We start from the raw sequence: 13,161 nt of genomic DNA, 5'->3' as shown, positions 1-13,161 counted from the left end.
TCCTACCGTCGCGACGAGCGCGCTGAACCGGGCGAGCGCACGGCGGGCTCGCGCCCTCGATACGGGCCGTGGCGCAAGATTAACGAAGCTTAATCCGTTCTTAATCAGGTCTGGTAGGGTTATGGCAATACGGCTCCCGCCATGGGCGCGTCTTGCGCGCGCTCATGATACGGACAATCGGTAGTCACGTGCTGCGAACAATTTGGATCGGATTCACTCGCGGCCTCCTCCTGGGGCTCATCGGGGGGCTTCTGGCTGGGGGAATCGAGGCGCTTTCCATCATCCGCGACGCGCCGTCCGCGCGCGCTGCTCTGAATGAGGCGGCCCTGTATGCAATCGTCGTCAATGGCCTGGCATGCGCAGGGATTACGGCGGTCATCGCGTCGGCGCTCGCGGTCGTACTCCGGCTCATGCGCCGACAAGTCAGCGCCCGAACGGGAGACGCGCTCTTCGTGAGCGCCGCCGCGGTGACGACGATGTTCGCCGTCGGCAGTGTCTGGGCGTTTCGCGCGAACGGCGCGGACCGAAGCGCCGGCATTCCGCTGCCGCAGCTCTTCCTCATTCTGGTCATCTCGCTCGGGTTCGGTGCCGTGGTCCAGTGGCTCGCCCGGGGCTACGCCACCGCGTTGCTATCCTCCGTTCGGCGCGTGGCAACGCTCGGGATTGTCGGCACCATCGTGCTGGGCGCCGTGTTCCCCGTTCAGGTCGTGCTGGAGGCGCGCGAAAGCGCCAGCATGCGCGACGAAACCGTCGACGCAATGCAGCCGGCCGACGTCGACGCTCTCCAGGTCGATCCGTCCGTGGATCTCACCAACGCCCTCGCCATGCGCTTCGTTCGGCGAGGCGCCCGCCCGCAGACGGAGCCGAATGTGCTGTTGATCACGGTGGACGCCCTTCGCGCCGATCATCTGGGCTTCTGCGGAAACGACGAGATGCGGACACCCTGGCTGGACATGCTCGCCAGCTACTCGGTGGTCTCGTGTACGACGTACACGGAGCAGCCGCAGACGAACCCCGCGCTCGCGTCGCTCATGACGTCGACCTACCCCGCCGTCAACGGCGTCCGCCGGCACATGGTGGACCGCCTCTCGGACTCGTTCGATACGCTGGCGAAAGAGCTGAAACGCCACGGATTCACTACAGCCGCCGTGCTCCCATGGACGAGTCTCGAGCCCGCTTTTTCCGGATTTCAGCAGGGCTTCGAGACGTACGAGGCCTTCGTCTTGAACGAGCCGGAGGCGATGAAGAACCCGGCGACGGCCGCGCTGGCGGGCGTATATCGGCGCGTGACCGAGCAGGTCGCCCTGGGTGGGGCCGTCGAGTCGGTGCTAGGGATGCGCCAGGGAACGGAGGCGGAGATCGATGGGCGCGCGGACCTCTCCGCTTCGGCGACGATCAGTTGGCTGAAGAGCCACGGCGACGAACACTTCTTCCTTTGGGTCCACTTTTTCGACCCGCACTATCCGTGGACCGCACCCGAGCCCTGGGACCAGCTCTACGACGGCGGTCGCGATTACGACGGCCCCTACGATGGTGGGATGGGGTTCGTGTACGAGATGCGCGCGGGCGTATTCAATCCGACGCCGCGCGACGTCGAGTTTCTGCGAGCCATGTACGCGTCCGAGGTGAGCTACACCGACCACTACATCGGCCAGGTGCTGGGGTACATGGGCCGCCAGGGCATGCTGGACAACACCATCGTCGTGGTGACCGCGGACCACGGCGAGAGCCTTGGCGAGCGCGGGACGTCGTGGACCGACGGGATGTACTGGCTCCACGGCGACGACGTCTACACCCCGGGGATTCAGGTGCCGCTCGTAATCTACGATCCCCGCTCCACACGCGGGCATCAGGTGCTCACCGCGCCGATCCAGCACATCGACATCATGCCAACGATTCTGGACCTGTTGGACCTTCCCAGGCCGGCCCAGGCACAAGGGCGGAGCATCGTCCCCCTGATGCGGGGAGCGGAGGACGGTTCCGACCGTGTGGCCATTACGGTGCTTGGCGACGATTCGCAAGTCGCCATCAACGCGGCGGACGGATGGAAGCTCATCGTCAACCGCGAGACGGGCGAGCGCGAGCTGTACAACATCGACACGGACCCTAAGGAGGCACGCAATCTCATTACCGATGCGCCATTGATGGCGTCCGCTCTCGAACGACGCCTGGATTCGTGGGCCCAGGCCAACCACGTGGCCGTCGCCATCCGCTCCAGCGACGACGCGGGAGGTCTGTGAGATGAATCGGCGCGCGCACGATGGCGCCGTCGCCCGGGTGCGAGCCAACGGGTCGTTGGGTCAGCGCGCGGTCTTGGCCGCTTCCCTCTGGGTGGCGGCGAGCCTCGCCCTGGCCGTCGGCACCCTCTGGTGGCAGGCGCGCCAGGTTGGAGGTGTCTGGGCGCTGAGCCTGCCCTTGCTCGCTCCCTCCGTGGGCTTCGCCCTGGTGAGCGCCGGCCTGCGGACCCTGCGATGGCACGCCTTTCTCGGCGCCGTCGGAGCGCGGCCGCCCATCAAAACGAGCATGCATGCGTGGCTGGTCGGCTTCAGCATGACGATGACCCCGGGCAAGGTCGGCGAAATCTACAAGTGCCACCTCATCGAGCAACGGACGGGCGTCCCGATGGCGCGCACCGCGCCCATCGTCCTCTTCGAGAAGGGAATGGACGCCATCGCCTTTGCGCTCCTCGCACTCACCGCCGCCGCCATGCTCCCCGGGCTCGCAGACTCCATATCCGCCAGCGCGCGCACATTGATCGGGGTCGGGATTGCCGGAGCCTTCGCCGTGTTCCTCCTTCACCGAGCCCGGCCGGACGACGTTGCGACCGTCGTCCTTCGGGCGGTGGGGCGCTTTCGCCTCGGGCGCCGTATGGCGTCGTGGGCCGTGATGGCCCTCGCGGGAAGCCTTGACCTTCTTCGCCCGGCCCTCCTGACCAGGAGCATGGCGCTGAGCCTTGCGGCGCGAACCTGCGACGGCATGTGCCTCGCGTGGGCCGTCTGGGCGTTGGGCATCCAGTTGCCGGCGCTGGCGGGCGTTTTTGCGCTGAACTCCTCGGGCGCCATCGGCGGTCTCTCGATGCTGCCGGGCGGCATCGGTATCGTCGAGACGAGCATCACCCTCCTCCTCACACGCTTTGGCGTGACCGCGGCGGCCGCCCTGGCGGGAACGCTCATCGCGCGGTTCCTGACCTTCTGGATGTGGGTCGCGGCCGGGCTCATCCTCCTTATCGCCAGCATCGACTTGCGGGGCGCGGATCCGTGGCCGGGATCGACTGACCCGACGCCGCCATCACCGGGACGTCGAACAGGATGAAGATCTGCCTCGCGTCCGTCCACCCGCGGATGCTGAGCGGCCAAATCGAAGCGTTGGTCGCGCTCCAGTCGCGTCTCGAGAGCCTCGGCCATCAGGTCGTCCTGATCTCGGCATTTCGATCCGAGGAACTCCGCGCGGGCCGGCGATGGGTCGCAGACGTGGGCGACGGCCTGTCCCTGGCGCCCAAGGCCGTTCGAATCGGGCGGATCGTGAGCGCGGTCGCCGCGGCGGCGCGAGAGTGCGACGTCCTGCACTTCAACGTGCCAACGCCGGCGTTTAGCGCGCTCGCCGATGCGGTCCAGCTTCTCACGCGGCGCCCGATGATCGTGGGGTACGAGGCCCACCTCGTCGCGTTCCCGGCCGTTGCGCGTCGGCTGCTGCGAGCGCCGGAGTTCTACGGACCGCGGCTCATCGTGAACAACGGGCTCTTGGCCCGCATGACCCTGCACCGAGCGAGCCGATACGTGGTGAGCAGCGAGTTTCAGCGCGAGGAGCTCCACCGACTTGGATACGCACCCCCGCGCGTGGAGGTGATCCCCAATCTCATCGACGAATCCAAGCTGGCCCGCTGGAACCGAAGCGAGGCGCGGCGCGCTCTTGGGCTCGACGTGGACGCGTCAGTCCCCATCGTCGCGTTTGTCGGCCACTATCATGACGTGAAGGGCCACGACGTCCTCCTGGAAGCGTTCAAGCGCGTGCGCACGCGGATTCCCGATGCTCGATTGGTGCTGGCCTGGAGCGGAATCGGCAATCGAGCAAGAGTCGAGGCGGCCATTGCCGCTGCCGGAATTGGGAACAGCGTGATTCACCTCGGGCGGTCGGACGTGTCGCAGGTCTACGCGGCCGCGGACGTCGTTGCCCTGCCCTATCGGTTTTCCATTGGGCAGGCGGCGTATCCGGGCACCGTACTGGAAGCCATGTGGACGGGAGCCGCGATCGTCACGTCCGATCTTCCGTTGCTGCGGGAATTAGCCGACGGCGGCGCGACTGCCACCTTGGCTGAGCCCGGCGACCCATCCAGCCTGGCCGACCGGATCACCGATCTCCTGGTCGACGCCGATCGCCGGGCGAGCCTGCAAACGGCCGCGCGCGCAGCGATGGACGTTCGCTTCAATGGGGCCGCGCTCATTCATCGCTACACGGCCGTGTACGAGGCGGCGCTGGCGGGGCAGCCGTATCACGCCCTCGGCGCGCTCTGACGTCCGAGGACGGCCATGCCGAAGCTCCAACACCCGAGATCGAGTCGCGATCACGACCTCACGCGCGGGGCAGATGCCGCCCGCACCGACACCATCACATCATGAGCGCGCCCACGCAGCGCGCTGCCGACGGCGGCAAGCGCGCGTTCTACAGCCGGCGCGAGGTCGCGGACTCCTACGACGACCAGCGGTTTGGAGGGGCGAGCGGCGCCCGGGTGAGCGCGCGAGAGATCGCCATCGCGCTCCACATGCTTCCAATGGCGGGACGGGTGCTGGACCTCGCATGTGGCACGGGCCGGTTGACGCGGTCGATTGCGGAGCGAGGGCAGCCTGTCGTCGGGCTCGATTACTCAAAGCCAATGGCCGCCAAGACGGCGGGAACCGGCGTTCCGGTCGTGATCGGCGACGCGTTCGCGACGCCGTTTGCCGATGGCACGTTCGCGGCCGTCGTGTCCACGCGGTTCGCTTTCCACTGGGCGGACCTCGCGCCGCTCCTCACGGAGATGCGCCGCCTGGTCCACCGCGGTGGAACGCTCGTCTTCGATACCTACACGTGGACCCCGCGCTCGGTCATCCCTCTTGGCGCACGCCAATGGGGAGGCCTCGTCTATCGGCATCCGCCAGGCGAGGTGCGTTCCCTGGCGGGACGGCTTGGGCTTCGCGTGCTGCACACCGAGCCGTGCTTTCTGTTCTCGCCCTACCTGTACCGACTGGCACCGGTCCCGTTCCAGGCCGCGTTTGAAGCGGTGGAACGCCATGTGCCGTCGGCGCTGCTCTGTCGCATGTTCTGGCAGCTCGGCGTGGACGACGGGCGCTCGAACAGCTGAACGCCGCCGCGAAGCTCGGAGCGGTCCCAGCGGCCGAGGTCGTAGAATAATCGCGGAGTGACTTGGCTTACGTAAGGACACGTGTATGGTCACGCTCACCTTCGAGCGCGGCGACCCCGAGCGGCCCGTTGGGCATACGTTTCTTTACTTCGAGAGCGGCGCTGAGATCATCGCGACCTATCTCGTAGTGTCCCCAGTCCCATTTGACTTCGCGCGGTACGTCCCGCCGCTGCTCGCGTCGAGTCTTGGATCAGCGGGCCTCGTCGGGCAAGCGTCATTTTTCCCCATTCCGCCCGTCCCGGAGCGCTACGACCTCGCGGAATTGCGCAGGCTCGCGGAGCTGCGCGGCGACGACGTTCTCGTCGATCAAGGCGCCGTTAGCGCGGAGCCCGCGACGCTCATCTCCCGCGTGGCCGAGATCGGCGAGGCCTACGCAAAGGCGTACGAGGCCGGGCTCTCTCGTGCGCCGGAACCGGTGCGCGCGGAGAGGCGGACGCCGTCCGACCAGTACGAGGGGATGGCGCTGCTCTACAGCGTGTTGTCGGAGCGCGAACGGATCGAAGAGATCGCCCGCCGGCTGGGCACCGTTCGCTACGCGGTCGACGGCGGTGACGCGGCGCAGGTCGACGCGACGTGCGCGGAGATGCGCGCCATTGCCGCCTATCTTCCCCCAAAGTACCGCGCGAAAGAGCTGATCGAGGCGGCGCGGCGACCAGGTGCGACGGGAGCGCGGCTGGCGCAGCTCTACGTCGAGCGCGGATATAAAATCTCGGGCGCGGACGAGGAGGGCATTCCTGCCCTGGAAGCCGAAATCGAGTCTCTGGAGCGACGCTACGCGTAAAACGGTACCCGCTGCGTGACATCGAAGCTCGCGTCAACAACCTTGCGTATCGGGGACCTCGCCCCGCTCGTTTCGCTCGCGGGGCTCGATGGAGAGACCGTTCGCCTGGCGGACATCCTGGCGGAACGGAGCGTCCTGCTTCTCTTCGCCCCCGGGGCGTGGTCGCCGGCGACGCGGCGGCAAGTAGGCGAGATCAACGCGATCTACGAACAGTTCCTGGCGATCGACGTCGAAGTCGTCGTCCTCATCACGCAAAGCGGGAAGAGCCTCCAGGGGCGCCTCGGATCCTATGCGATTCCGTTCCCCATCCTCGCCGATGAGGCGCGTGAGGCCGCGCGGGACTATGGGGTATATCAGGCGCTCTCGTGGCACGGCATCGGCGTCACCCGCCCCGCCGCTTTTATCGTCGATAAGTCCGGCGTCATCCGGTTCATCTACGTGGGTGCTGATGACGGAGATACTCCAGAGACGGACTCGCTGTTTCGCCTGTGCAGCTGGCTCGTGGGTGTCGCGGCGCCGGTCGTGACGGCGGAGGAGGCGAACCCGGAGCCCGGCGAGGCCACCGCCGTGGGGCTCGTTGCGGTTGGCCCCGAGGACGGGCTCCCAGAGGAAGGGCTCGACGGTTCTGGCGGCGAAGAGCCAGCCGTTCTCGTGGACGCGCCGCCTGTTGGGGCACAAGAAGCGTCCGTGGAAGCGCGCACGGAGAACGGCGCGGTCGACGCTGCTTTTCTCGTTGACGAGGCGGACGCAGACACGGACGGATCCCAGAATGGCGGATTCGAGATCCCGGCTTTGGCGAGCGCCCTCGAGGTCGATCCGCTAGATGGCGCTGCGCAGCCGGAAGGCGCAACCGTCGATGGCGTGGGCGTCGCCGCGTCTACGGCGGAGCGCAAAGGGCCAGGGGACACAGGGGACTGAGGGACCGCTGACGCGCGATGGCAGCTCCCCAATGCCTCTTCGTCGTCAGCAAATGCATTGACGGCGATCCGTCGGCCGCCCATCTGCTGAAGGTGGCTCTCTGGGCACATCGGCGTGGAGGCTCCGCGAGCGTTTTTCTCATCGACGGCGCGGTCGAGACCGGTCAACGGGCGACACCGATCATTCTCCGGCAGCTCGCGAGCCTCGGCGTCCCGATCATGGCGACGGCACGCGTCGCACATCGGCTTCGCCGTCTCTGGCCCAGCGTGGCGGCCTTCACCGCGTCGGAGGATGATCTCGCGCGGCTAATCCTCGACCACGACGTCCGGACCGTTTGGTACTGATGTCCGGCGAAAAGCCGACGATGGGGCGCCTGGCTGCCATCGTGGCCTCGGGTGGTGTCGAAACGATGGCCGCTGTGATCCGGGACTGCTCCGTCCGTGCGCGACAGGGGATGCAAGTTCGGGTGCTCTTCCGCGATGAAAGCATCCCAATGGTCTGCGTCCCCGACGCAAGACGCCGGATCCTGGCGCCCAGCGTCGCCGCTGAGATCGACGCCAACCGGGATCTGCAGGCTGGACTCGAGGAGTTGCGGCAATCCGGGGACGTCGAGCTGTATGCGTGCACGTCATCGATGTACGTGTGGGGAATCACGGACGCGGATCTCGGTCCGGCGATCTCGGGCGGGCGCGGGCTGATCGCCTTTCTGGCAGATCATCTCGCCGGCGCGGTGCTCGTCGTCACCTATTGAGCGCCGTTGCGCCCCTGGAGGGCCGGACGGAAACGGTCATTCTGAGCCCGAACGTGTCATTCTGAGCCCGAACGTGTCATTCTGAGCCCGCTGGCGAAGAATCTGTCGATGGTTGATCGTTTTTTAGTCGAACCTTTGCTTTGCTCAGGATGACCGGTCATGTTTCGGCCGCGCGTCTGGCCGGGCGCGCTGCCACCGTTGGATCCGTCTTCCCGCGGTTCCCTCAAAATGTTGACGTAACGATTACCCTGCTTGACGTGCCGATACTCGCACGCCGTTGACCATCTGGGTAGAGGTGTGAGGAGGGAGGTTGGTATGGCAGCGGAACCCGTGCGCACGACAACCAGTCGGTTTCCCCCTGTTGGAGAGGTGGGCGTCAGCCCTGCGCGACTGTATGAGACATCGCCCCTTCACTGGGGATCGATCGTCGGTGGCTATCTTATCGGTCTCACGATCTTTGCGCTGCTGGGCTTGTTGGGAATCGCCACGGGTCTCAGCGCGTTCAACGCTGGATCAGCAGCAGCGACCGGTACCGCCCCGGCGACGGAGGCGGGCATTAATTCGGCGCTGTGGGCGGGCATCAGCGGCATAATCTCCTACCTCATTGGCGGCTTCGCGGCTGCGCGCATCGTGAATTGCGCTACGCGCTCGCGCGGGATGGCCAACGGCGCCATGGTGTTCCTGCTCTCGGTTCCGGTGACGATGCTGGTGGCGACGCAGGGGATGAGCGGTTTGCTGAGTGGGCTCGGCGGACTGGCGGCGGGCGCGGCGACGATGGCCCCCGGTAACGTCGCGCCCCCATCGAGCGTCGGCGGTACCGTATCGCCGACCGAAGTGGCGCGCGCTGCCGAGGGCGTGCGGAACGCGGCGTGGGCGAGCCTTATCGTGATGATCGTTGCGCTGGTCGCGTCCGCCATCGGCGGCTACTTGGGGGCCAACCCGACTGTGGAGGTTGAGCGTACCCGCTGAGTCCTGGCGAGCGGCATAATCGAGCAGCCCGGGCCAAACCGCCCGGGCTGCTTCGCGTGCTGTCGACGGAGGGCCGCCGTTTCACATTTCTCCACCTATAATTGCCGCCAGGAGGTGAAATATGCCGCGGTTCACCCTCGATGATCTCGAGCTATCGCCCGGGAAGCGCGCTCGGCTCTATCGGATGTTGTATCAGCACGGCCCGGGCAACGGGCTGGGGATGTTCTTGCCCATCGATCAGGGCCTGGAGCACGGTCCCCGGGACTTCTGGGACAATCCGGATTCGCAGGATCCAGAATTTCAGCTGCGCCTCGCAGAAGAAGGCAATTTCTCCGCCATCGTGTTCCAGATCGGCATCGCGGAGAAGTACATGGGCCGATACGCCGGGCGCGTTCCCCTCGTGCTCAAGCTGAACGGGAAGACGGAGGTTCCATCCGACGAGGAGGCATTTAGCCCCTGCAACGCGTCGGTGGAGGACGCGGTGCGGCTCGGCGCGGACGCCGTCGGCTACACGCTGTACGTTGGCTCCCCGGCGCAAGACAAGGACTTCCAGCAGTTCGCGGAAGTTCGGAAAGACGCCATGCGGTTCGGGATGCCGGTGATCGTATGGTCCTATCCCCGGGGGAAGGCGATCAATGCGAAGGGCGGCCAGCTCACATCCTGGGCTATCGAGTACGCGGCTCGCGTGGCCCAGGAGCTGGGCGCGGACGTGGTGAAGGTCAATCTGCCGGAGTACGACCCAGAGAAGAACGCGCAGACGCCCGCGCCGTACAAGAGCGCCACGTTCTCCGAGGAGGAGGCGGTGCGGCGGGTGGTGGCCGCGGCGGGCCGGACGCCCGTGCTGGTCTCCGGCGGCGCTCGGCAGGACGAAGAAGACGTCCTTGCCAAAGCGCGTCTCTCGATGCGCAATGGGTGCACCGGCTTGATCTTCGGGCGAAACGTGTGGCAGCGGCCCTTCGCCGAGGCGCTCGCCCTCACGCATCGGATTCGCGAGATCATGCGCACGGAAGCGGGGCAGCTCGCGGGCGCTGGACGCCGCTAGATGCAGGCGAGCGAAGCGCGGGAGCGAGAGAACTGGTTCGACGAAGCCTTCGTGGCGGACTGGCTCGAGCGTCAGAAGGCGCGCGCGCCAGAGCGGGAGCGCCAATTCGCGATGGTGCGGGCGCTCATACCGCGGAAGTCGAGCGAGACGTTTCGGTATCTGAACGTCGGCGCCGGGGATGGTTGGCTGGACGAGGAACTGCTCGACCGGTTCCCGCGCGCCGAAGCCGTCCTGCTGGATGGCTCGCCGGCCATGCTGGACCAGGCCCGGGCTCGGCTCCGACGATTCGCGTCGCGCACGGCCTTCGTCGAGGCCGATCTGGTCGATCGCCGCTGGACCGAGGGGATTGGCGAACCGGTCGACGTGGCGCTCTCCACAATCGCTATCCATAATCTCGAGGATCCAGCGCGCGTGCGCGAGCTGTATCGGGAGATCGCTTCCGTCGTTGCCCCGGGCGGGTTCTTCATGAATTTCGACTACGTGCGCGCGCCCCACCCGGCTCTCGGCGAGCTGTACCGGTTCGCGAGCAGCGATCAGGCGTCGGGTTTCGCGGCGGTGCGCGGTTATCGCGACTACCTGGGAACGGTCGGGGAGCATCTTGGCTGGCTTGCAGAGGCGGGTTTCGCGCCGGCCGACTGCTTCTGGCGCGAGCTCCGCACCGCATTGTTCGGTGGGTTCAAAGGCGCTATTCGGGTGCCGGACGGCCGCTGACGCGCGCGGGCGCGCAGACCCGGTCGTCGCGCAGATTGCCGCTCCGGGTGGCAGGTTTGGTGGGGAGGCCTGATGGTAGATCTCGCATCGCGGCCGACAAGCGTCAGCAACTACCGCGGCCTGCGGGAATGGCTCGAACGTGTCGACGCCATCGGCGAGCTGCGGCGCGTGGCCGGGGCCACGTGGCAGGAGGACATCGGCCGAATCGGTGAGATGCTGACCCACACCGATGGCGCGCCCGCGGTGATCTGCGACGAGATCCCCGGCTATCCCAAGGGGTTTCGTGTGCTCCTCAACTCCAACGGCGAGCGCGAGCGGCTCGCCATTACGCTGGGACTCGACCCCAGGATCAGCACCGAGGGGCTGATGGACTGGTTCGAGAACCGCATGGATTCGATGGCGCCCATCCCCATCCGCGACGTCGAGCGCGGCCCGATTTTCGAAAACGTGGACGAGGGCGACGCCGTCGACGTGCTGAAGTTCCCGGCGCCCTTCTGGCACCCGGAGGACGGGGGCCGCTACATCGGGACCGGCTGCGTCGACATTACCAAGGACCCGGACAGCGACTGGGTGAACACGGGCACGTACCGCGTCATGGTGCACAATGCCAAGCAGGTCGGGCTCTACATCTCACCGGGCAAGCACGGTCGGATCCACCGCGACACGTATTTCGCGCGCGGCGAGCCCATGCCCATCGCCATCGTTGTGGGCGGCGATCCGGTCTTCTACCTCGCCGCCGGTATTGAGATCGCGCCGGGCGTGAACGAGATGGACTGGGTCGGCGGACTTCGGGGCGAGCCCGTGGAAGTCGTGCGCGGCCGCCACACGGGGCTCCCGATCCCCGCGCACGCGGAGATCGTCCTCGAGGGCTTCGCATATCCGAACACCAAGCTCATGGAAGGGCCTTTCGGCGAGTGGACGGGCTACTACGCCAGCGGCTCGCGCGAGGAGCCGGTGGTCGACGTCAAGGCCGTCTACTACCGCGACGATCCGGTCATCCTGGGTGTTCCCCCCGAGAAGCCGCCCTACGAGGCGCACAAGTACCGGGTCTATCTCAGCTCGGCGCTGCTGCGTCGCGAGATCCGCCAGGCCGGCGTGCCGGACGTCGTGTCCGTCTGGTGCCACGGCGTGGGTGGCACGCGCCTGCTGAACGTCGTCTCCATCAAGCAGCGCTATCCCGGCCACGCTCGGCAGGCGCTTCATGTGGCGGCGATGTGCCGGGCCGGAGCGTACCTGGGGCGTCTGGTCATCGTGGTGGACGACGACATCGACGTGACGGACCTGGACGAGGTGATGTGGGCGGTCTGCACGCGGTCCGACCCGGAGCGCTCGCTGGATATCATCAAGCGGGCCTGGAGCGGTCCGCTGGACCCGGCGATCCACCCCGACCAGAAGGGACTGAACTCGCGGCTCTTGATCGACGCCTGCAAGCCGTACGAGTGGATGGACAAGTTCCCCCACGCCATCGGGCCAGACCCCGCCTACAAGCGGGAGACGCGCGAGAAGTGGGGGTGGATCCTCCGCGGCGACACCCCGCCGAGTCGGTGAGGGCGGCGATGGCGACGTTTTACGACGATTGGCTCGCGGCCGACGCCCGCAGTGAGCATGAGTTCCGCCAGGCAAAACACGTGGCGCGAGACCGGGACATCCCATGGGTTGAGACGCCGCAGGACGCCATGGTCAAGCTCATGGTGTGCAACTCGAATGGCTTTGCAACGATGGGAAGCGATGTCCTCAAGGCCCAGATTCCCGTCGGGTGGCACACCGGGAAGCACGCCCACGGCGAGGAGTCGATCCACTTCCTCGAGGGGGAAGGCTTCAGCATCGTAAATGGCCAACGGTTCGACTGGCACCAGGGCAGCACGCTCCACATCCCCTATCGCGCGGTGCATCAGCACTTCAATACGGGCGGCACGCCGGCCCTCTACCTCTCCGGTATGTGCTTCAGCCTCGAGCGCTTCTTCAATCTGGCCAAGCTGTACCAGTACGAGACCTGCGGCCCAAACGACCCAGCGGCGCTCGCCCGCTTTCCGGCCATGGACGGCCAGTACTACGCCGATGGCGCGCGCGCCCTGATCCACATGGAGGAGGCCCCGGAGGACGACGAGTTCCCCGGCCACAACGCCGTCGACGCCTCGCGGAACCAGCACCACCGCATCAAATACCTCGTGCAGCCCCAGAACGGGTTCCGGGCTAAGACCGTCGCGGTGACCGCCATGTGGGAAGAGCCGGCCGGCACGCACAGCGGGCGGCACAAGCACCTCGAGGCGATGATCTACGCATGGTCTGGGCGCGGGATGAGCGAGATGGAGGGTTCGGAAGAGCAGTGGGAAGCGGGCGATGTCCTTCACGTCCCGCCGTGCATGTGGGAGCACGAGCACTTCAACAACAGCACGGAGAGCTACTGGCAGCTCCAGATCCGCTACGGGATCCGTGATTGGTGGCAGAACGTCTGGCCCGAGGGATATTCGCCGCAGCGGATCCTGGACGCCCAGGGCCGGCCCATCGAGCGCGGCGTGATCGAGCGCGTCCGCGAGCGCACCCTCGGTCCGTCCTGACAGCCGGTGACGTATCGCCGGCCCGCGGCGCCT

At 66.8% G+C, this 13,161-nt stretch carries 13 protein-coding genes; all 13 read left to right on the top strand.

From position 1 onward, the window contains the following. The first annotated feature begins 188 nt into the window (after positions 1 to 188). The gene (locus VFC51_09000; GenBank protein ID HZT07154.1) at positions 189 to 2,240 is read left to right on the top strand and encodes a sulfatase; all 2,052 of its coding nucleotides are present in this window, start codon (positions 189 to 191) and stop codon (positions 2,238 to 2,240) included. Position 2,241: 1 nt separating this feature from the next. Continuing rightward, complete coding sequence (locus VFC51_08995) at positions 2,242 to 3,312, top strand: lysylphosphatidylglycerol synthase transmembrane domain-containing protein (GenBank protein ID HZT07153.1); 1,071 nt, start codon at positions 2,242 to 2,244, stop codon at positions 3,310 to 3,312. Next, positions 3,309 to 4,511, top strand: coding sequence for a glycosyltransferase family 4 protein (locus tag VFC51_08990; GenBank protein HZT07152.1), 1,203 nt, complete (start codon positions 3,309 to 3,311; stop codon positions 4,509 to 4,511). Before VFC51_08995 ends, VFC51_08990 begins: the two co-directional genes overlap by 4 nt. A gap of 101 nt (positions 4,512 to 4,612) precedes the next feature. Beyond that, on the top strand, positions 4,613 to 5,338 hold the full coding sequence (locus VFC51_08985; protein HZT07151.1) for a class I SAM-dependent methyltransferase: 726 nt from the start codon (positions 4,613 to 4,615) through the stop codon (positions 5,336 to 5,338). An 85-nt stretch (positions 5,339 to 5,423) separates the two neighbouring features. Continuing rightward, complete coding sequence (locus VFC51_08980) at positions 5,424 to 6,179, top strand: hypothetical protein (GenBank protein ID HZT07150.1); 756 nt, start codon at positions 5,424 to 5,426, stop codon at positions 6,177 to 6,179. A gap of 42 nt (positions 6,180 to 6,221) precedes the next feature. Further along, a complete protein-coding gene (locus VFC51_08975) occupies positions 6,222 to 7,097 on the top strand; it encodes a peroxiredoxin family protein (GenBank protein ID HZT07149.1) in 876 nt (291 codons plus the stop codon). A 17-nt stretch (positions 7,098 to 7,114) separates the two neighbouring features. Next, positions 7,115 to 7,441 carry a hypothetical protein gene (locus VFC51_08970; protein ID HZT07148.1) on the top strand — a complete coding sequence of 109 codons (327 nt, stop codon included), beginning with the start codon at positions 7,115 to 7,117 and terminating at the stop codon, positions 7,439 to 7,441. Continuing rightward, positions 7,441 to 7,848 (top strand): DsrE family protein, encoded by a 408-nt coding sequence (locus VFC51_08965; GenBank protein ID HZT07147.1) that lies wholly within the window; start codon positions 7,441 to 7,443, stop codon positions 7,846 to 7,848. Before VFC51_08970 ends, VFC51_08965 begins: the two co-directional genes overlap by 1 nt. Positions 7,849 to 8,163: 315 nt before the next feature. Beyond that, positions 8,164 to 8,817 (top strand): hypothetical protein, encoded by a 654-nt coding sequence (locus VFC51_08960; GenBank protein ID HZT07146.1) that lies wholly within the window; start codon positions 8,164 to 8,166, stop codon positions 8,815 to 8,817. A 121-nt stretch (positions 8,818 to 8,938) separates the two neighbouring features. Then, positions 8,939 to 9,859: a fructose-bisphosphate aldolase gene (locus VFC51_08955; GenBank protein HZT07145.1), complete on the top strand. Its 921-nt coding sequence runs from the start codon at positions 8,939 to 8,941 to the stop codon at positions 9,857 to 9,859. Beyond that, on the top strand, positions 9,860 to 10,570 hold the full coding sequence (locus VFC51_08950; GenBank protein HZT07144.1) for a class I SAM-dependent methyltransferase: 711 nt from the start codon (positions 9,860 to 9,862) through the stop codon (positions 10,568 to 10,570). It begins immediately after the preceding gene. Positions 10,571 to 10,642: 72 nt separating this feature from the next. Beyond that, a complete protein-coding gene (locus tag VFC51_08945; protein HZT07143.1) occupies positions 10,643 to 12,118 on the top strand; it encodes a UbiD family decarboxylase in 1,476 nt (491 codons plus the stop codon). Positions 12,119 to 12,126: 8 nt separating this feature from the next. Next, on the top strand, positions 12,127 to 13,128 hold the full coding sequence (locus tag VFC51_08940) for a cupin domain-containing protein (GenBank protein HZT07142.1): 1,002 nt from the start codon (positions 12,127 to 12,129) through the stop codon (positions 13,126 to 13,128). Positions 13,129 to 13,161 lie beyond the last annotated feature (33 nt).

This window comes from Chloroflexota bacterium (assembly GCA_035652535.1).
Lineage (GTDB): Bacteria > Chloroflexota > UBA6077 > UBA6077 > SHYK01 > DASRDP01.
This window is presented reverse-complemented; position numbering and strand designations above follow the sequence as displayed.